18 protein-coding genes and 1 pseudogene are annotated in these 19,064 nt (G+C 41.7%); 13 read left to right on the top strand and 6 right to left on the bottom strand.

Annotated elements, in window-relative coordinates; genetic code table 11:
* The first annotated feature begins 2 nt into the window (after nt 1-2).
* The 5 genes from oxc to focA all read left to right on the top strand — a co-directional run bounded on the left by oxc (nt 3) and on the right by focA (nt 5,850).
* Nucleotides 3-1,754 carry an oxalyl-CoA decarboxylase gene (gene oxc, locus HV477_RS23835; RefSeq protein WP_175065480.1) on the top strand — a complete coding sequence of 584 codons (1,752 nt, stop codon included), beginning with the start codon at nt 3-5 and terminating at the stop codon, nt 1,752-1,754.
* A gap of 18 nt (nt 1,755-1,772) precedes the next feature.
* Entirely contained in the window at nt 1,773-3,050 is a 1,278-nt protein-coding gene (gene frc / locus HV477_RS23830) for a formyl-CoA transferase (protein ID WP_175065479.1), read from the top strand.
* 8 nt (nt 3,051-3,058) lie between these two features.
* Nucleotides 3,059-3,490 (top strand): PAS domain S-box protein, encoded by a 432-nt coding sequence (locus HV477_RS23825; RefSeq protein WP_175065478.1) that lies wholly within the window; start codon nt 3,059-3,061, stop codon nt 3,488-3,490.
* A 188-nt stretch (nt 3,491-3,678) separates the two neighbouring features.
* Entirely contained in the window at nt 3,679-4,923 is a 1,245-nt protein-coding gene (gene frc, locus HV477_RS23820) for a formyl-CoA transferase (RefSeq protein WP_175065477.1), read from the top strand.
* A gap of 69 nt (nt 4,924-4,992) precedes the next feature.
* Entirely contained in the window at nt 4,993-5,850 is an 858-nt protein-coding gene (focA, locus tag HV477_RS23815) for a formate transporter FocA (RefSeq protein ID WP_309224870.1), read from the top strand.
* Between the two features lie 416 nt (nt 5,851-6,266).
* Here the strand turns inward: focA and HV477_RS23810 are convergent, their stop codons facing one another.
* The 4 genes from HV477_RS23810 to HV477_RS23795 form a co-directional block, all read right to left on the bottom strand.
* A complete protein-coding gene (locus HV477_RS23810; protein ID WP_070802148.1) occupies nt 6,267-7,058 on the bottom strand; it encodes a LysR family transcriptional regulator in 792 nt (263 codons plus the stop codon).
* On the bottom strand, nt 7,058-8,443 hold the full coding sequence (locus tag HV477_RS23805) for a Na+/H+ antiporter NhaC family protein (protein WP_023221882.1): 1,386 nt from the start codon (nt 8,441-8,443) through the stop codon (nt 7,058-7,060). The genes HV477_RS23810 and HV477_RS23805 overlap by 1 nt, the downstream gene beginning before the upstream one ends.
* Before the next feature lie 97 nt (nt 8,444-8,540).
* Entirely contained in the window at nt 8,541-9,668 is a 1,128-nt protein-coding gene (locus tag HV477_RS23800; protein ID WP_023221881.1) for a histidine decarboxylase, read from the bottom strand.
* A 15-nt stretch (nt 9,669-9,683) separates the two neighbouring features.
* Nucleotides 9,684-11,018 carry an amino acid permease gene (locus HV477_RS23795; RefSeq protein ID WP_023248741.1) on the bottom strand — a complete coding sequence of 445 codons (1,335 nt, stop codon included), beginning with the start codon at nt 11,016-11,018 and terminating at the stop codon, nt 9,684-9,686.
* A gap of 1,002 nt (nt 11,019-12,020) precedes the next feature.
* On the opposite strand from HV477_RS23795, the gene satP reads away from it, so the two are divergent.
* From satP to HV477_RS23780, 3 genes are all read left to right on the top strand, one after another.
* Nucleotides 12,021-12,593, top strand: a complete 573-nt coding sequence (gene satP, locus HV477_RS23790; RefSeq protein WP_175065476.1) for an acetate uptake transporter — start codon at nt 12,021-12,023, stop codon at nt 12,591-12,593.
* A 105-nt stretch (nt 12,594-12,698) separates the two neighbouring features.
* Nucleotides 12,699-12,914: a hypothetical protein gene (locus HV477_RS23785; RefSeq protein ID WP_175065475.1), complete on the top strand. Its 216-nt coding sequence runs from the start codon at nt 12,699-12,701 to the stop codon at nt 12,912-12,914.
* A 211-nt stretch (nt 12,915-13,125) separates the two neighbouring features.
* A complete protein-coding gene (locus HV477_RS23780; RefSeq protein WP_175065474.1) occupies nt 13,126-13,323 on the top strand; it encodes a hypothetical protein in 198 nt (65 codons plus the stop codon).
* 84 nt (nt 13,324-13,407) lie between these two features.
* Here the strand turns inward: HV477_RS23780 and HV477_RS23775 are convergent, their stop codons facing one another.
* Nucleotides 13,408-14,457 (bottom strand): TQO small subunit DoxD, encoded by a 1,050-nt coding sequence (locus HV477_RS23775; protein WP_254621709.1) that lies wholly within the window; start codon nt 14,455-14,457, stop codon nt 13,408-13,410.
* 238 nt (nt 14,458-14,695) lie between these two features.
* Between HV477_RS23775 and HV477_RS23770 the strand changes: the two genes are divergently transcribed.
* Nucleotides 14,696-15,016, top strand: a complete 321-nt coding sequence (locus HV477_RS23770) for a hypothetical protein (protein WP_134949845.1) — start codon at nt 14,696-14,698, stop codon at nt 15,014-15,016.
* Between the two features lie 391 nt (nt 15,017-15,407).
* Here HV477_RS23770 and HV477_RS23765 read toward each other — a convergent pair whose 3' ends face one another.
* Nucleotides 15,408-15,689, bottom strand: coding sequence for a PerC family transcriptional regulator (locus tag HV477_RS23765; protein WP_023222284.1), 282 nt, complete (start codon nt 15,687-15,689; stop codon nt 15,408-15,410).
* 286 nt (nt 15,690-15,975) lie between these two features.
* On the opposite strand from HV477_RS23765, the gene HV477_RS23760 reads away from it, so the two are divergent.
* From HV477_RS23760 to HV477_RS23745, 4 genes and pseudogenes are all read left to right on the top strand, one after another.
* Nucleotides 15,976-16,233, top strand: coding sequence for a hypothetical protein (locus HV477_RS23760; protein WP_175065473.1), 258 nt, complete (start codon nt 15,976-15,978; stop codon nt 16,231-16,233).
* A gap of 77 nt (nt 16,234-16,310) precedes the next feature.
* Nucleotides 16,311-16,586 carry a hypothetical protein gene (locus tag HV477_RS23755; protein WP_023222282.1) on the top strand — a complete coding sequence of 92 codons (276 nt, stop codon included), beginning with the start codon at nt 16,311-16,313 and terminating at the stop codon, nt 16,584-16,586.
* Between the two features lie 110 nt (nt 16,587-16,696).
* Nucleotides 16,697-17,311 carry a DUF2913 family protein gene (locus tag HV477_RS23750; RefSeq protein WP_023222281.1) on the top strand — a complete coding sequence of 205 codons (615 nt, stop codon included), beginning with the start codon at nt 16,697-16,699 and terminating at the stop codon, nt 17,309-17,311.
* 1,168 nt (nt 17,312-18,479) lie between these two features.
* Nucleotides 18,480-18,962: pseudogene (locus HV477_RS23745) on the top strand (phage integrase N-terminal domain-containing protein); the annotation flags it as partial.
* Between the last annotated feature and the right edge of the window lie 102 nt (nt 18,963-19,064).

The following is a 19,064-nucleotide window of genomic DNA, read 5'->3' as shown; positions in this document are numbered from 1 at the left end:
ATATGAATTCTACCAGTGAAAATAACACGAAATCTGATAGTAACACAGAGACCGAATCAACAACATTAATTGATGGTTTTCATTTATTTCTTGAAGCCCTGAGACTTAATGATATTGACACTATTTTTGGTCTGCCGGGAATCCCTATCACAGATCTCTTGCGTATGGCACAGGCTGAAGGTATGCGTGTAATTTCTTTCCGTCATGAACAACATGCCGGTAATGCTGCCGCTGCCGCTGGTTTTTTGACGGCAAAACCAGGTATTTGTATGACTGTCTCAGCACCTGGCTTTCTAAATGGTTTAACTGCACTAGCAAATGCCACGACCAACTGTTTTCCCATGATCCTGATAAGTGGCTCCAGTGAACGTGAGATAGTCGATCTGCAGCAGGGTGATTACGAAGAAATGGATCAACTCTCGATTGCCAGACCTTTGTGCAAAGCCGCTTTTCGTGTACTTCGGGCTGAGGATATTGGTGTTGGTATTGCCCGCGCTATCCGTGCTGCAGTATCTGGCCGACCTGGCGGGGTTTATCTGGATTTACCTGCCAAGTTATTTTCACAAACAATACCCCTCGAGGCCGGTCGTAATTCATTGATTAAAGTGGTTGATCCTGCTCCAGCTCAGTTACCTGCCCCCGATGCGGTAACCAGAGCAATAAAGGTGCTAGAAAAAGCAAAACGACCACTTATTTTACTTGGAAAAGGAGCGGCTTATTCACGGGCTGATGCTGATATCCGGAAATTCATTGAAAAAACCGGTATTCCTTATTTACCGATGTCTATGGCTAAGGGCTTGCTCCCTGATACGCATGAACTTTCAGCTGCCGCTGCACGTTCTTATGTATTACAGGAGGCTGATGTCGTTATTCTGATTGGTGCCCGTCTTAATTGGTTACTCTCACACGGTAAAGGGAAAGTTTGGGGACAGGACAAGGGATATAAACAATTCATACAAATTGATATCGCACCAACTGAAATTGACAGCAATGTTGCTATTGCTGCGCCATTGATTGGGGATATCGGCTCCTGCGTCGAGCAGTTGTTGCATAATATTGGAGATAACTGGGCGAGACCTCCTGCTGACTGGATGAACGCTATTATTGAACGCAGGGAAAAGAATCTCAATAAAATGGCGGAAAAGTTGGCACTGCGTCCTTCACCAATGAATTTTCACAGTGCACTGAGTGTGGTTAAAGATGTAGTCAAAGCCAACCCTGAAACAATTATTGTCAGCGAAGGAGCCAATACTCTCGATTTTGCTCGCAGCATTGTAGATATGTATCTGCCGCGTAAGCGACTCGATGTCGGTACCTGGGGAGTGATGGGGATAGGGATGGGATTTTCTATCGCCGCTTCTGTTGTTACGGGCAAACAGGTTATTGCCATTGAAGGGGATTCTGCTTTCGGTTTTAGTGGAATGGAAGTAGAAACTATCTGTCGATACCAACTGCCAGTGTGCATCGTTGTATTTAATAACAACGGTGTTTACAAAGGAACGGATAAAAATCTCTCAGGTGGCACCGATTTGGCACCTACTGTGTTTGTCAAAAATGCGCGTTACGAAATGATGATGCAGGCTTTTGGTGGCGTTGGTATATATGTGACAACGGCTGACGATCTGAACAAAGCCATAAATGAAGCTATTGCTTCCGGAAAACCCACTCTTATTAATGCCGTGATTGACGAAACTGCGGGTACTGAAAGTGGACGTATTACAAACCTTAACCCTGCAAAAGCAATCAAGAAATAAATACAAGGAGATGACTAAATGAATAACGAAAAATTATTACCTTTATCTGGCATTAAAATTATCGATTTCACTCATGTTCAGGCCGGTCCGGCATGTACACAAATGCTGGCGTGGTTTGGCGCTGATGTTATCAAAATAGAACGTCCTGGTTCTGGCGATATTACACGTAACCAGCTACGAGATATTCCGGACGCCGATGCGCTTTATTTCACAATGCTCAACAGTAATAAACGTTCGCTGACGCTAGATACAAAGACGCCAGATGGTAAAGAAATATTAACACGGCTTATTAAAGAGAGTGATGTGATGGTTGAAAATTTCGGTCCTGGAGCACTTGATCGGATGGGATTTACGTGGGAATACATCCAGGAATTAAACCCCTGTATGATCCTTGCGTCTGTTAAAGGATTTAGTGAAGGACACCATTATGAGCATCTGAGAGCTTATGAGAATGTTGCGCAATGTGCCGGGGGGGCTGCGTCAACAACTGGCTGGTGGAAAGGTGAGAACTCAGGCCCAACCATTTCAGCTGCAGCTTTAGGTGACAGCAATACGGGTATGCATCTGGCAATTGGTATCCTTACTGCTTATATTGGTCGCCAGAAAACGGGAAAAGGCCAGAAGGTCGCCTGTTCAATGCAGGATGCAGTACTCAATCTGTGTAGGGTGAAGATGCGTGACCAGCTTCGTCTGGACAGAGTAGGTTATCTGGAAGAGTATCCGCAATACCCTAATGAACCCTTCACGGATGTAGTACCACGAGGAGGGAATGCCGGTGGTGGTGGTCAGCCTGGCTGGATCCTTAAGTGCAAGGGATGGGAAACCGATCCTAATGCTTATATTTATTTTACGGTACAAGATTTGGTGTGGACTCCTATTTGTGACGCAATTGAGCGCCCTGAATGGAGAGAAGATCCGGCTTACACCACACCTAAAGCTCGTCAGCCACATATCATGGATATCTTTGGCGCTATTGAGCACTTTATTCTTGCTGCAGGCAAGGATAAATACGAAGCAGTGGATTATTTTGGTAAGTTCGGGATTCCCTGTGCACCAGTGATGTCGATGAAAGAATTGCTACATGATGAGTCGCTACTCAAGAGTGGCTCTATCGTTGAGGTACCGCATAAAGTTCGCGGTAGTTACTGGACTGTAGGTTGTCCAATTAAGTTTTCAGATCTTAAACCTGAAGTCACGGCCTCGCCGCTGCTGGGTGAACATACTGACGAAGTTCTGGCAGAACTAGGTTATTCATCAGAACAGATTTCGCATATTCATCTTTCTAAAGCTGTTTAGTTAAGATAATGGATAAATTTCAGCAATTTCTGACAATGGCTGGTGATGCAATAGTTATCTCCGATATATCAGGGGTTATTACCGGTTGGAATCCAGCTGCTGAACGTTTATTTGGTTATACGTCAACAGAAGCACTGGGTTCCTCACTTGATATCATTATTCCTGAAAGATACCGTGAGCGGCACTGGGATGGTTATTGTCATACAATGCAAACGGGCCAGACTAAGTATGGCACATCGATTCTCCGCGTACCGTCACTAAAGCAAGGGGGAGACATTTTATCTATCGCGTTTACTGTCGCGTTATTATTTGATGAATTCGGTAATCCTGAATTTATAGTAGCTGTTATTCGGGATGAAACCTCGCGGTTTAATGAGGAGAGATTATTGCGAAAGAGGCTGGCAGCAGTCCAGATTGACCTGGATAAATTTATGGAATAACCAAGGCTATTACTTCTGATGTCTATAAAGAATCCTGTAAAGTAAGCGTGGACAGGATGAGTCAGGTCAATTTAATTTTGCGTATATGAGGCGTCATAAAACTTTTTATTGCTGATGGTTTTATGACGCCCATAGTTAATTATAACGGTTAAGTATTGACAGAATGAATATGCAAAAATGAGGTTTTTATGAAAGCATTAGAGGGAATACGAATTATCGATTTTACACATGTACAGTCTGGACCAAGCTGTACTCAGCTGCTTGCATGGCTGGGAGCAGATGTTATTAAGATTGAACGTGTTGGTGAGGGAGACGCGACACGTAAACAGTTATGTGATATTCCTGATAAAGACAGTTTATACTTTACAATGCTGAATCATAATAAACGTTCCATCACATTAAATACTAAAACCCCTGAAGGACTGGAAATCCTGAACAATCTTATCAGATGCAGTGATGTCATTGTTGAGAACTTTGCGCCAGGGGCTCTGGATCGAATGGGAGTCACGTGGGAACATATCCATTCCATCAATCCTCGCACGATCCTTGCTTCCGTAAAAGGGTTTGGGCCAGGTAAATATGAGAGTTGTAAATCCTATGAGAATGTTGCGCAATGCGCCGGAGGCGCAGCATCAACAACAGGTTTCGATGATGGCCCGCCGGTGGTGACAGGGGCACAGATTGGTGATTCCGGCTCTGGTCTGCACCTTGCTCTGGGTATCGTTTCTGCCCTTTTTCAGCGATATACAACGGGATATGGTCAGAAAGTGTCAGTATCAATGCAGGATTCAGTTCTTAATTTATGCCGTGTTAAACTGCGGGATCAACAAAGGTTGGAACGGACAGGTACACTGGAAGAGTATCCGCAATACACAGACGGTCAGTTTGGTGAAGTTGTACCACGTGCGGGAAATGCCTCTGGCGGAGGTCAGCCGGGCTGGATCCTCAAATGTAAGGGCTGGGAAACGGATCCTAATGCTTACATTTATTTTATTATTCAGGCAGCTGTCTGGCCTGCTGTATGTAAGGTGATTGGCGAAGGCGGTTGGGCTGAGGATGATAAATTTAAAACGCCATCTGCTCGTTTGCCAAAACTAAATTTAATTTTCCGGCGTATTGAAGAGTGGACCATATCCAGAACAAAGTTTGAGGCTATGGATATTCTCAATCAATATAATATTCCCTGTGCTCCTGTTCTTTCAATGAAGGAAATTGCTGAAGATGAGTCGCTTCGTATAAGTGGGACGATTGTTGATGTTGAACATTCTTTACGCGGGCGGTACACGACGGTAGGTATGCCAATAAAGATGTCAGATAATTTAGTGGAAATAACTGCATCCCCGTTACAGGGGGAACATACTGACGAAATTTTGTATAGTTTAGGTTATGATGACAAGGATATTATTACTTTTCGTAATCAGAAGGTTATCTGAAAACTGCTTGTCAATTTTTTATTGAATATTGAACATATCCTGTGACTGAATTGATAAAGAGAAATATTTGTGAAAGGTAACAAATTCAACAATATTTTACCTCCTGTTGAAATGGCAAAAGTAGCTGAAGAGACAGGTGTATACAAAAGTACTAAACATCCGCTAAAAACCTTTTATCTGTCTGTTACGGCCGGTATGTTTATCTCAATTGCGTTTGTTTTTTATATCAGCTCCACGGTTGGCACTGCAGAGATGCCTTATGGAATTATAAAACTGACTGGTGGGATTTGTTTTTCACTTGGTCTGATTTTATGTATTATCTGTGGAGCTGATTTGTTTACATCGACAGTACTTATCGTAGTGGCGAAAGCCTGTGGTCATATTACATGGCGGCAATTGCTATGGAATTGGGTGAACGTTTATATTGGAAATTTAATTGGAGCGCTCTTTTTTGTTCTACTGATATGGTTATCAGGTGAGTATATGATAGCGAACGGTGGTTGGGGGCTGAATGTTTTGCAGACAGCGGACCATAAAATGCATCATACATTTATCGAAGCTGTTACTCTAGGTATTCTTGCTAACTTATTGGTTTGTCTTGCTGTCTGGATGAGTTATGCTGGCCGTACATTGGTTGATAAATCAATGATTATGATTCTTCCAGTAGCAATGTTTGTTGCAAGTGGTTTTGAACACAGTATTGCAAATATGTTTATGATCCCGATGGGGATTGTTATTCGTTATTTTGCAACTCCGGAATTCTGGGCGGAAGTTAATTTAAGTCCTGCAGATTTTAATCAACTTACTGTAATGAATTTTATTACTGACAATCTCTTGCCGGTTACTATTGGAAATATAATTGGAGGTGGGGTATTTGTCGGATTGACGTACTGGTTTATATACCTGCGTGATATTGACCGTCACTGATATGACCAAATGACAGAGTCTTTTATTTTTATTATATAATGTATTTGGGTTTTGTGACAGCCTGTATCTGGATAAGGTACAAGATGAGTCAGAAACTAGTGAAACGATATCTTTGATCGGGGTATTAAAAATCACTGCTAGCAAAAGTATAGCACAGAGGGTATGAGTGACCACTGTCAACTTATAAGATATGACGTATCGCTAAATATTTTCGCTGACTTCTGTCTGCTATCCGTATCTGGAGTTTTCTGTTCAGCCAGAGTCCGATTATATTCCAGAATGACGTTTCCACGTTTTGTGGATTAATATATTTATTTTCCGTGAAAAACATCATGCAAAGGATTAATTATTAAATAAAAGTGTTCAATTTTGATACACTATCAAAATAATGGAAGGTAAATGAATTTACCAAAAAATCAAATGTTAAATATTTCCAGAAAGGCATCAATAGCAGGGTTTGTCTTTTTTTTATCAAAGACTGCATAGATTGGAATATTTATTAATGGGTAACTCAAATCTTGTTTTATCTGTTTCATTTTCATTCCTAAAGGAAGGTAACATCTGCCGCCATTTTTTAGAATATAATTAATAGCAAAGTCTGGCGAATCACTTTTAAATGAAAAGCCGCCTGAGCAATACATATGTATTTTTTTATTTGCATCACTTCCCCAGTCGACAAAAAGTGTTGACCCCTCAATAAGGTGATTATATAACATGCCAATCCTGTTAATTCCCAAATGCACATGCTCGTATTGAGATGATTTCGGTTTTGTCAGCGATATGTATACGTCTGTATCAAGATCTGAAACTGACTCAGTAAGACTCATATTATTACTTTGATGTATGTTTAACTGAAATCTTTCAATATCAAATAAAATGGTTACCTTCTCAAAAAAGAAATTAGCCAGAGCAGGATATACAGAAATATTCAGAATTGGCTTGTCATGAATATTGTTTATTTCCTTTCGAATCATAGCCCAACTATTTATAAACTCTGAAGCGAATGGTAATAGAGCATGTCCGGATTTAGTTAAATGAACTGCATGGCTATTTTTACAGCGAATAAAAACAGGGTGTCCAACCAGATTCTCAAGTTGTTTTATTCTGGCACTGACCGCAGCTTGTGTTAAGCACATAGCCTCTGCGGTTTTTGTGAAACTGCGGGTTTTAGATATATGTACAAAAGTATCTAATAATTCTGTATCCATCAAATACTCCGTTTTCTTATTATACCAATACCGAAGATTGTCAGCACCATTGATACCACAGGTGTAAGCAAACAGAAAAAGGAAAATGGTAAATAATGTAAATTTGCTACACCGAGCACTGTAGCCATAAAAGCCCCCCCTGTAGTCCAGGGTAAAAACATATCAAATACTGTTGTACTCTCTTCAATATATCGGCTTAACATGGCGTTATCTATTCCCTCGCGTTCATAGACATCCTTGTAGATTCTACCATTTAGCATTTGGGCGACATAAACCTCTGAGGTAACAGCACAGCCTAGCCATCCGGTAACATATGTTATCAGCGATAATTTACGGCATCCTTGTGCCCTTGCGGTGGCCCTTGATAAAACAGCATTAAGATATCCGACTTTATCGAGAACTCCTCCAAGACTGAAGCCGATAAAGGATAACGAAAAAGTCCACATCATGGGTTGGACACCCCCCTGGTCTAACATTATTTTAATTATTCCAGGGCCATCAGCAACTCTGTATCCATTACTCATAATATCGAAAATACCAGTAATATTTGCTCCCTGAAAAGCTACAGCAACTATAACCCCCATAACAATACCTAAAGTCATTGATATAAAGGGAGATACCTTCATAATACTTAATACAAGAGTTGTTAATATTGGAAGCAAGGATATAATACTTATATGAAAATTAGCACTAAGATAGTTATTAATATAAGATATATCAGACACAGGGATACCAGTATCTGAAGAAAAATATAATCCTAAAATAAAATATAAACATGCAGAGATGAAAAAAGTCAGAAATCCTGAAAAGGACATTGACTGAAGATGTTTTTCTGGACTTGTGCCTGCTGAGCTCGAACATAAAATGGTAGTACTGGCCAGAGGAGACATTTTATCTCCAAAATAAACACCGGAAATGATAGTTCCTGCGGTTACGGCATCAGGTATACCAACGCCTTTACCTATTCCCATGAGTGCTACACCTATAGTGGCAGCCGTTCCCCATGATGTTCCTGTAGCATATGATACACATGCACAAATCAAGAATCCCATTACGAGGAAATATTTCCCCGATATAAAACATAATCCATAATATATCAGTGAAGGCACAGTGCCGGATACAACCCATACACTGATTAAAACCCCTATTAGAATAAATATAAGAAAAGCGCTGGTAGCATGTTTAAGACTGTCAGATATATATTCGATTAGATTTTCAATTTTGTTATCAGTAAATAAGCTTACCGCACATACAAAAATAAGAAGTATTAACAGTATAATAACTATATCTACTTTATAAATAACGGCACCGCAAACAAGTGAGATCAGAATAATAAAACATATTCCTAATGAAAGCCAAAAGAAACCCCTGGAATTTTTATTCATGATAGGATACCTTCTTTTAAGACAGCCTGTAAACAGGCTGTCTTATTTATTTTGCATAATGTCCATAAATAAAATATTTATTTACCACTGTGCATGTTTATTTTTTTGTATCAGCTACCACATCTCTTATCACAGCATCAATTTGCATTGTATCTTTGTGATGACCGCAAATAACAAGATGAGCCCAGGGGCCCTGAGTGCATAAATACCATTTTTTAATAACATCTAATGAAGGTTTTGGAAATACAACGGTGGTGGAGTTTTTATTCCGCCATGCTTTAATACCATAGTTATTAAATTTATCGACTGCATACTGAGCATAGTGAAGACAACGTTGTATCCGTTCTTTATGTTCATCCATGCTGTATTGTTTGATTCCTTTCCAGAACATTAACGGAGTATGACCGTTCCTTGAACCAGTAATTGTCTTATCATGCGCCGCAATATATTCAATTTCATGGGTAATCATTGCGACATTTTCTTTTTTTGCTAATACAACGCCACTTGGTATTTTTGTACCAATAACTTTATGACCTGATATTGCAACAGAATCAGCACCATCAGCAAAATCGAAGCTTTGTGGTTCATCACAAAAAGGAATAATCATTCCACTTAGCGCCGCATCAGAATGTATATAATAGTCTTCACGAGAATATCCTGCTTCTGACATTTTTTTCTGAATTATAGTTATATCATCAACTGCAGCAGTAACAGTAGTACCTATATTGGCGAAAATAATTGGATGTGGATCATTATTTTCTTTTATCTTTTTAATAAGGTCATCATAGTCTATCTCTCCATTCTCTTGATCCTGAACCACTCTACCATCAATACGGAGCATGCTTACAATTTTAGCAACCGAATAATGGGTTTGTTTAGAATAATACAATTTTCCATTAGGAAAACATTCCCGTCCTAAAAGACACCCATACATGTTACCTTCGGTACCACCGTTAGTAACATATCCCCAGCAATCTGCAAAATTGATTCGAAGGAGTTTAGCAAACCATTCAATAACTTCCTTCTCAAACTGAAAAGTATTCAGAATGTAATTTGACCATTCAGCCCAGTCACCGTAATTATTAAATACAAACTCATTAAAGCGGTCGAGATCACTTACATCCAAATCTGCAGCATCAGGATATGCAATCACATGATATTTATTTTCTTTGCAAAAATTGTAAAATTCATTTAGCTTTTCTTGGTCTCTTAATGAAAGTGACATAATAATACTCCTTACTTATTGGTTGAGAAGGATGACTTCACCACGTTCTTTTTTACGCTTAGCAACATAACTGTATAATGGTATTGTTATTTGCAGGAGTAAACATCCCCAGAATAGTGTATCAGTACCAGATCCTAACATGGCAAACAGGCAGTATATGAGAGCGACAGCTGTAAGAAAAAGGTAACCGTAGAAGCTTTTAGATTTAGACTTCCCTTTTGCAATCATTGTTATTGGCAAGGCAATTACAGCATAGATATATGGAACCAGACATGCATATACCGACATCAAAATGAGAATTTTGAATTGCTCTGAAGCATTCGGAGACATCGTCATAAAAAATACAATTGTCATGAGTATACCGGTGAAAACCAGGCTTTTCATTGGTACATCGTTTTTATTTGTTTCTCCAAAGAACTTTGGAAATATCCCCGCATTAGCTGCTGCACGAGGGCCCTCAGACTGAAGTATTAACCACCCACACATAGTTCCCAGACATGCGATAACACTTAAAGCTGATACAATATTTCCAGCCCAGTCACCCAACATATATTTAGCAGCATCTGCAAATGGAGCGGGAGAATTCGCAAGAAGGTTATGAGGAACCAGACCCATAATAACTACACAACTCGATACATAACATGTCGCGGCTATTAATAATCCAACCACTGTTGCAATTGGTACGTTACGCTCTGGATTTTTAACCTGACCACAGGCTACTACAGCCCCCTCTATTCCAAGGAACCCCCATAGTGCAATACTCGCTGCACTCATTATTGCTGAACCATCACTATCTCCTGTTGCATTGTAAACTTCTCCATAAACTTCAGGCCTGAACCAAAACCAACCAAAAATGCCAACTCCCAGAACCACAATTAACATACAAATTGCAGTGAACGATTGTGTACTACCAGCGACCTTCGCACCTAAGCTTGCAAGCGCTATAAATCCCCATAAAAAAACAATGCATAATATGGCACTATATGTTGGATCTTTCAGGATTGGGAAAAAATAACTTAAGTATGCAACGCCAGCGACAAGCACACCTACATTACCTATCCAGGACATAAACCAATAACATAGACCAGTTTGAAAACCAACAAAATCCCCAAAAGCATCATTAGCAAATGCTACGATCCCACCGACCTTGGGGTTAAGAAAATTAGTCTTTACAAAAACCAAAGCAAGACATGCACAACCAATAATAGTTGCAGCCCATCCCCATACAGAAACAGGACCAATTTTGCCCATATTAGTTGGTAATAAAAAAACACCAGACCCCATCATATTTGACGCAGTAACTAATATCAAAGCAAAAAGTCCCATTTTATTAGAATCTATGTCTTTCATAATCAATTCCTGAAATTAAATGGTGTTTATAGCTTCAAATGAAAATTGTTTTTGGACAAACAACATATATCTAACTCCACAACAAATATATATTGTTTGACTTTTTACCGCAGACTGGATACGTAAAAATATTATCATTAAATCAAAAGGATACATACAAATGGCGCCCTGGGAAACATAAAATAAAACGATTATTTAACATTAATTAAACTATAATTTAATGATGCATATACATAGATGATAGATTCAAAGTTGACATATATGATTAAGATCACATCATGTACAAACTATTAAATAAGGTTATAAAAAGAAAAGTAACCGATTAAAATCCTTAAGCTTTGTCGTATTATTTCATCGTTCGGTGAGTATCAAGCATACTAGTCTTTAACGGGTATCTCTGTGACATATATTAATCAGGAGGATGATGGAAATTTAGATTACTCTTCATTCAGTGCTGCATATGTCGGCAGTTTATTGAGCCCTGTACCCAATAGTTGGGCAATGGAGAAAGCTATTTTTCAGCAAAATGAGATCTCTGAAACCAGTGCTATGTGTAATGATGATGGGAAACTGTGGACGGAGGATGTATGGATCGGACATGTCTACCGTATGAAGGATCGTATTCTCTCATCGATACTATTCTTGGAGAATTTCCTGAGAATGCCAGCATAAAGGTAGTCTGGATGAACGCCGGTCGTCGCAGTTGGTTTTTACCGCCTGTCATGTTGATCACAAAATGCGGGTGAAACACTTTCTTTATTGGTTTTCCGGAATATGTGAGCAGGAATGGTTGGTTTTGAAAACACTACAATTAATCATAAATATTAAGCTACAGTAATATTTGATTTCTAAATATAAAATCTTGCAGGTCTTAAAGATGGTTTGTGAAAATAAATTGTGATTGACCTCTCTGTCCTGATAAATATCAGCGTATCAAATAAAAATAATATCTTTTTCTGACTATTCTTATTAAGCCTGTAATAACTTCACTCGAGAGGAACCATGAACAATACTGAACTGGCTAATCCGGCTCCGTTGGGGCTGGCTGCATTCGGCATGACCACTATTCTGCTTAATCTGCATAATGCAGGTTTTTTCTCTATGGATGACATTATTCTTTCCATGGGGATCTTTTATGGTGGTATTGCCCAGATTTTTGCGGGACTACTGGAGTACAAAAAAGGAAACACTTTTGGTTTAACTGCATTTGCTTCTTATGGCTCTTTCTGGCTAACGCTGGTCGCTATTTTGTTAATGCCGAAGATGGGGCTGGCGGATGCGCCTGATCCCGGATTTCTTGGTTTTTATCTGGGACTTTGGGGGGTATTCACACTTTTTATGTTTATTGGTACGCTGAAATCAGCCCGAATGTTGCAGTTTGTTTTCCTGAGTCTGGCGGTACTGTTTATATTGCTGGCTGTTGGAAATATTTTTTCCAGTATATCCGTGGTCCATATCGCGGGCTGGACGGGATTAGTCTGCGGAGCCAGTGCCGTTTATCTGGCAATGGGGGAAGTACTTAATAAACAGTTTGGTCGAACTATTTTGCCAGTCGGTGAACCCCGCACACAGTAGCTGTTTTTACTGCTATCTCTGTGCCAGACATTAATCAGGGTGATGGCACAGGCCGGCAGTCTTTTGGAGATCACTGTGCCCAATAGTTGGGCAATGGAGAAAACTATGCCTCAGCAAAATGATTTTTCTGAAGCTAAAGCGATATGTAATGAGATAGGTGGCGCTGTGCTGGAGATTCTTGGTCGGAAGAGGGCGTTATCAGTTCAGTCCCTGATAGACATTATAGAAGAAGCCCGAGCCGGGAATTTTATTTATACCGTAGAACGTAAGCAGGGGATGGAACGGGCTGTTTATATCCTGAAGAAATTCATTCAGCCTTAACTTGTTATCCGTGCATCACCGGGGGGGGGGGATAAGCGCAAAGCAACCTGACTGACTCTCTACTCAGGTAACTGGTTATACTTAATCGCCACAAAGTCATATGGAGTAAATGAAACCTGGCTATCCCCTGTTAAAAATAGTAGCTGCAGGGGGGAAAGGGCTGAACAAAATGAGATATCGCACCTGTTCGTGAAGTTTCTGGCTCAATGTAATGGATAACGGGATTATTATTGGTGGTGATGACGAATGGAACCGTTCATACAATGAAGGTATTCCACTGATGTTCTCCCTGACAGATATCAACTGTTTATATGCTTTATGCAAACAATGTGTTGATGAAAGCCATCAGCATGCTATTGGCGTACAGATAAGAACAGTACTGGATAACATAATGATTTCCAGACAATAATAGCTATAACTTACCTTCTATTGCGATGTAAATACCCTTACATCGCAATAGAGGTTATGCTGGCCTGTATTGTGACGGCATATATCATTTCAGCGTAACACTGAAGTCGGTACCGCGTGAATTGATCAGCCTTAGTGTCACAGGCAGATCATCCTTCTGTGGAGATACAATAGCAGGCAGCGTGATGGTTGCTTTCGCCCCCACTTCGCCATCGATACCGTACAGAGCGGGCTTGAATTTATTGTAGGCATAGTCATTTTTAAAATCAGCGACCGGAATGGCAGATAACATTGCAGTATCCCAGTGCGCGATTTTCTGACCCTGACGGTTGATGAGCCAGGCTTCCATGATACTCATCGGAGCCTCCGGGGTACCGGCATCCAGATAGGCATGGAATGAAACGGAACCATCCGCGTTAAGCACGCCGCTGTCCAGTGAAATATGATGTTTAGTCGGGCTGACGGGACCTGAATGGAACCAGGTGACGACGGAACCGCGGTAATGATGATAGGTGCCAATATCAAAGACAACCACAAAGAGCAATGTCCACAATGCCAGCTTCTTATAACCACCGTCATTCAACGGAACCGGAAGGGAACCGCCGCACCAGCGGAAAAGCCAGCTTTTCTCCCATGAGGGGTGTTTTCTCAGAATGATGTTATCGACAGCATAGTGCGGAGAGCCGCAGAGGAAAATTGTGGCACCCATTGCAAGATTGCAGGCAGCCATTGTCCATTCATCAATACAGGTTGCGCCCTGCCAGCCAAACATCAGCATTAGCAAAACCGAGAATATCATTGAGATAAAAGCTGATATCCGGGTGAAAAGACCAATCATCAGAAAAGCGCCAACAAAAAGCTCAGCAGCGCTAAAAATAATGATACCGGCGTACAGTAGCCAGAAGTGCTGAAGCATGAATGAAATTACATGCTCCAGCCCGAGTAGTGCGCCCGGCATGGCCGTCTGAAACTTGTTTGCCATCCAGTGGGCGGAATTCGGGTTGATTTTTTGCGTGCCATAGATGAAGCGCCTTGACCCACCGCCCCAGTAGATAAAGCCCTGGATAACCCTTACAGAAAGCAAACCCAGTGACAGCACCATAAAGCGGTCGACAGGTTCCTTTAGTTTAGCCATAACGGATGTTGACATCTTTACCTCTTCTGAACCGGTGTATGTCGGGCAGGAAACCCGGTAGTTGTGAACTGCAAGCGCAAAACCTTGCGGAATTATTTACATAAATTGACGCTGTAAAAACTTATGAACTGCAGGGTGTTAATGTCAACAGGAAGTGTGTGTTATTAATGAGGTGTTACATTACCGCCTCTGATTTGCGCTATGATGCCGTGCAGGAATCAACATGAGGAGAATACTGGTGAAGAAGATACTGTTTGCTCTTACGGGCCTGCTGTTTGCCGTCGGTGCACATGCAGATTATTTGCGTGATATACAGGTAACCATGCAGAAAGCGAACTCGGGAACTGAAGCTTTAATGCTCTGGAATGTCTACAGGATGACGGACAGTGGAGGTGACAGTGTGGTCTGTGGGTTTGTGAAGGGCTTCGATAATACGGCCCATTTTGTGCCATTTCTGTATAAAGGGGGGGAACTGTTCATGGATGATGATGCACATCCCGAGTGGGGACAACAGGCATATCAGGTATCACCCTGCAGCAGGACTACATCACCAGTGTGAACGTGTGTACTGAAAATGATGAAGCTCTGTACCGGCTCCCACAGGGCGTCGGTACAGTAGAGAAATCGTTCCTTTTTGTATGTTTTAGTCGTGACAGCACTATTACAGTCAGCTCACTGCAACTAAATTCAATGATAGTGCTCTCAACCGTGATACTAGGTATCAAGCGCTGCCATTGCGGTAAACCCCTCCGGGGCAAAAAAAACCCGGCACACACAGACCGGGCATAATGAACATCGGATAAAAGAGTACAAATGGACTATAACCAACCTGATTCAGACAACCAGGCTCGGCAGTTAGAATTCTGAGGAATGCAGCCAGGAGAGTGCAAGTGTATTTTTTCGTACTCATCCGTTTTCGTCCGGAATGTAATCCCCCACAGGACAGCTATCTACTTTGAGGAATGCTTTTTTATTTTTCTGAAGGCATCACCGTCAGGCTGCCAGATCCCCATGCTTTTCTGCAGTTCCGTGGCGGCCTTACGGACATCGCCGAAAGTATCTGTTAAAGGGCGCCGGGTTTCAGCCTGCTGCAGACACCACAACCGGCGCCGGGTAACCCATTCCCGGGAAAGAGCGTCCCGGCAGTTATCCAGAACGGTAAGCCAGCGGACAGCCGCACGGCGGTAAAATCCGGCCTGCTCGAGCTTTTCTGCTTTTTCGTCGTGAATCATTACAATTATCCCCGGGATGGTTACCCAGAAGCCTGATTTTTCATATCCGTTTACAAAACGAAGATATTACGGTGCTTTGCAAGTCACTGATAACATTACTTCCTGACCGTATATATCCCGCCAGTGGACAGGTGAGCGGAGGTATACGCTGCAACAAAAAACTATCCCTTTCAGAAGGACAAATGCAATACCTGACTTGATTATTTCAGGCTGCATATGACAGAACAATATTAAAAGAGCAGCGGGGGTATTCAATTTGGCTTTAAATCGGGCAGAGCGGGAAATAATGGAAAGAAAAATGGCCCGCTGGGTATATGAGCAGGAGAGAGGTGTGACGGCAAACGAAGTGGCAAAGCGTTTCAGACTTAATGAACATACAGCTCGACTGATTATCCACGCCATAATGCGTCGGACAGACGGAATTCGTTGCCAGCTGGTTGGTAAAACTGTTGCTACAGCTAAAGGTCGTAAGCTTGTGAAATACTTTTCGGTAACTCATCTTCCTGATGAGTACCAGCCCCGAGGTAAGGCAGCGGGTAAATAAAGACGTTGGAGCCGGTAACGAGATGCTATTTATTTGTACTGGAATGACCACATACAGCAGGAATATCAGGGGGTGTTATGAGCAGAAAAGTGGTGCCGGGACTATCGGAGTTGGTATATTGCCTTATATGCGATAACCCTGGGGCATTCAAGCATGACCTCCACAGAATGGTGCATGAGCGCCTGCATACCCGAATTACTGAGTCTGATTTAAGTGACGTAATATCCTTTCTGAAATTACATCGTGGAGTGTTTGTCATGCGTGGTTATGGTTATTTTAAAGATGAAGAAACGTTTAACTATAATCGTTTTGGAAAAATGCCAGGGAAAGAGATAAGAAAACAGTGGAGATAATTCACTGATGGAAGTTAGTTAATTATTAGTGTTTTTATCTGTGGTTTAAATAAAAAGGTTGTTACTGGCAGTTCTGTGGTGATGTTAATAAAAATTGACCGGAGTTAAAAATGGAAAACAGGAATGAAATTTTAGAGTCTTTTTCATGGGCTGCGCTGGTCGCCATGAAAATGGCCTGGCGGGAAGGTAATATAACGTCAGACTTTTCTGAGCATGTATTTATTATGAACTGGCTGGCTACGGCCAGAAAAAGGAAGCTGTTCCCTCAGACTGTATCATCGGAAATAGACTATTTAATAAATGATGGTCGCATGAAAGGACATAATTCAGGACTGAGGACGAAACTGGAATATATCTACTCCTGCTGCCAGAAGGATATCAGCAAACAGGCAGCCTATTTTCGTTTTACCCGTGTAATGGAGGTGCTGAAAAATGAAGGGTGGAAAGGATATCTTTTAACATCAGCTAAATGGAAAGCGTTGAGGAGGGAAAGTTTCGGAGCCAGAGAGAATTTTATTTTTATGAATGAGGCAGATGTTAAAGTAAGTTTTAACAGTAATGGCAGACTTATCCGTGCACTGGAGTTACGGGTCAGTGGTGATATAAAAACGGCGGAATCGGTATTTGAAAATTATTATCTTCCCGTCAGAACAGAATGTCAGGATGGGGGGCGATATTATTTTTATCTTTTTCCTGAGCTGGAGTCTGTATCCGGACAAGGATAAAAATTCTGATGATCGGAGTTGATCTGAACTGGCCGCTTGATCTAGCATCAGTTTGTTAAATCGTTGTCCACGAGACAACAGCCAATGCTTCGTGTGCGAGAGTACACAGTGATCTGAGAGAAGCGCCTTAGGGTGATCACAAGCCAAAGTCATATCGGGTCTGAGACTGACGCCTTCGGGTGACCCAAGCCAATGCTACCGAAGCCTGAGAGGTGGCGTCTGTGGACGGTACGTCTGTTAACCCCTGGAAACAGACGTTGCGACAGAAGTTTCTGTTGTGACGGGGGCGTAGTTTTACTTTGCTGATGTTCCGTTGTGACTTCAGCCCGGAGGTCAGTATGACTAACCTCTGGAGCCTTGAATCTACAGATAGCAGTCTTTCCGGCAGGTAATTAATATATTGTTTTACCGGAATGTTGTGACCACCCTCATTCAGTAACGGTCTTAACCGTATAACCTTTTTTACTTTTTGAGTTGCCTGTTCAGACAATCCGTCGCATGTACGGATATGCCGCCATTTGGTGTGAATTACGTTCAACGTTCGAAAACGTTGACGTACGCCACAACATTTGGGGCACCTTCCGGACCATATAACGACCAGTCTGAGCACACGCGGCGTCACTTGTGTACGAATGAAACGAGTACCAAGTGACGCCGCGAAGCGGCAAACATCTGTAATACGTATTTCCTGATTATACGGCCTGTTAAAAACGGACATTCGCACGTGACTGACAGGTAGGGAAATGAACCGCAGTAACGTTTTTACCGTTCCCTGAGCGTCCGTTTATTATGAACGGACGCTCAGGGGTTTTATTTAACCGTCTGTTAAGGTTTCGGAAGTGAAACTTAACGTAATGATTAATGGAGGATTTTTCGTCATGATATTGAGGCGTCAGTCATAACTGACGGGGAGTTAAATTCACCGTACTGCGTACTGGTTGAACTCCTGTAAAAACTCAACATAGCATTACCCTGCTACACAATATCAGACGGGCCAGGAAGGCGAACGCACCGACACGCAGGGATCGTCCGTGACGACGAAAAACTAACATTTTTAATGTGTTACGACAGTTCATTCCCTCAGGAATACGAAAGTTGTTCAGGCCGGACGGAATGCACTGACGGGCAGGCGTGTCTTTTTTTCAGCAAAATTCAGGCAGGGGGGGGGATGAAAAATAAATCTGCGCGTTCAAAAGTTGAGCAGTTCAGGCGGGATTTTGTCACACTGGCCCGGGATGCGGGCAGAAGCTATGCGACTGTTGCTGACAGTATGCGTATTGCCAGATATTTTCTGAATTACCTTCGTGATAACGGAATAAAACTGCGTCATACGGACAGTATAAAGACCCGTCATCTCATCGGGTATCTTCAGTTCAGGAAAGAACAGGGTATTTCTGTTCGTTCGATCCAGAATGAACGTTCTGTAATCCGCGGAATTTTAAATCAGGCTGGTCGTTATAAACTGGCGGCTCCGGATAATCCATTGTTGAGTAATAAAGCACTCGGACTGGAAGAAAGCAACAGGGCGGGAACAAAATTACCATTAAATCCGGAAGAGTTTCAGAAAGCATTTATGAAGGTTGAAAAAAATAACCGGGGCGTGGCGGCAGTCATGCTGCTTTCTTACACACTGGGATTAAGAAATAAGCAACTGTCTTGAACGTTATTTTTATGGAGCAACGTGATGATACGATTCATTCCATTCTTCGTTCTTTCTGAGCATCGCATTCAGGATAGTCAGCAGCTTGCGCAT

Source organism: Salmonella sp. SG203, assembly GCF_013350575.1.
Taxonomy (GTDB): domain Bacteria; phylum Pseudomonadota; class Gammaproteobacteria; order Enterobacterales; family Enterobacteriaceae; genus Salmonella; species Salmonella enterica.
This window is presented reverse-complemented; position numbering and strand designations above follow the sequence as displayed.

Coding starts and splice junctions, on each gene's coding strand:
- HV477_RS23810 (WP_070802148.1), bottom strand. CDS start 7,058: ATGGATACAGAATTATTAGATACTTTTGTACATATATCTAAAACCCGC.
- HV477_RS23750 (WP_023222281.1), top strand. CDS start 16,697: ATGGAAAACAGGAATGAAATTTTAGAGTCTTTTTCATGGGCTGCGCTG.
- HV477_RS23825 (WP_175065478.1), top strand. CDS start 3,059: ATGGATAAATTTCAGCAATTTCTGACAATGGCTGGTGATGCAATAGTT.
- HV477_RS23775 (WP_254621709.1), bottom strand. CDS start 14,457: ATGGCTAAACTAAAGGAACCTGTCGACCGCTTTATGGTGCTGTCACTG.
- HV477_RS23760 (WP_175065473.1), top strand. CDS start 15,976: ATGGAAAGAAAAATGGCCCGCTGGGTATATGAGCAGGAGAGAGGTGTG.
- HV477_RS23755 (WP_023222282.1), top strand. CDS start 16,311: ATGAGCAGAAAAGTGGTGCCGGGACTATCGGAGTTGGTATATTGCCTT.
- satP (WP_175065476.1), top strand. CDS start 12,021: ATGAACAATACTGAACTGGCTAATCCGGCTCCGTTGGGGCTGGCTGCA.
- HV477_RS23795 (WP_023248741.1), bottom strand. CDS start 11,018: ATGAAAGACATAGATTCTAATAAAATGGGACTTTTTGCTTTGATATTA.
- oxc (WP_175065480.1), top strand. CDS start 3: ATGAATTCTACCAGTGAAAATAACACGAAATCTGATAGTAACACAGAG.
- HV477_RS23785 (WP_175065475.1), top strand. CDS start 12,699: ATGCCTCAGCAAAATGATTTTTCTGAAGCTAAAGCGATATGTAATGAG.
- HV477_RS23780 (WP_175065474.1), top strand. CDS start 13,126: ATGGATAACGGGATTATTATTGGTGGTGATGACGAATGGAACCGTTCA.
- frc (WP_175065477.1), top strand. CDS start 3,679: ATGAAAGCATTAGAGGGAATACGAATTATCGATTTTACACATGTACAG.
- frc (WP_175065479.1), top strand. CDS start 1,773: ATGAATAACGAAAAATTATTACCTTTATCTGGCATTAAAATTATCGAT.
- HV477_RS23805 (WP_023221882.1), bottom strand. CDS start 8,443: ATGAATAAAAATTCCAGGGGTTTCTTTTGGCTTTCATTAGGAATATGT.
- HV477_RS23765 (WP_023222284.1), bottom strand. CDS start 15,689: ATGATTCACGACGAAAAAGCAGAAAAGCTCGAGCAGGCCGGATTTTAC.
- HV477_RS23800 (WP_023221881.1), bottom strand. CDS start 9,668: ATGTCACTTTCATTAAGAGACCAAGAAAAGCTAAATGAATTTTACAAT.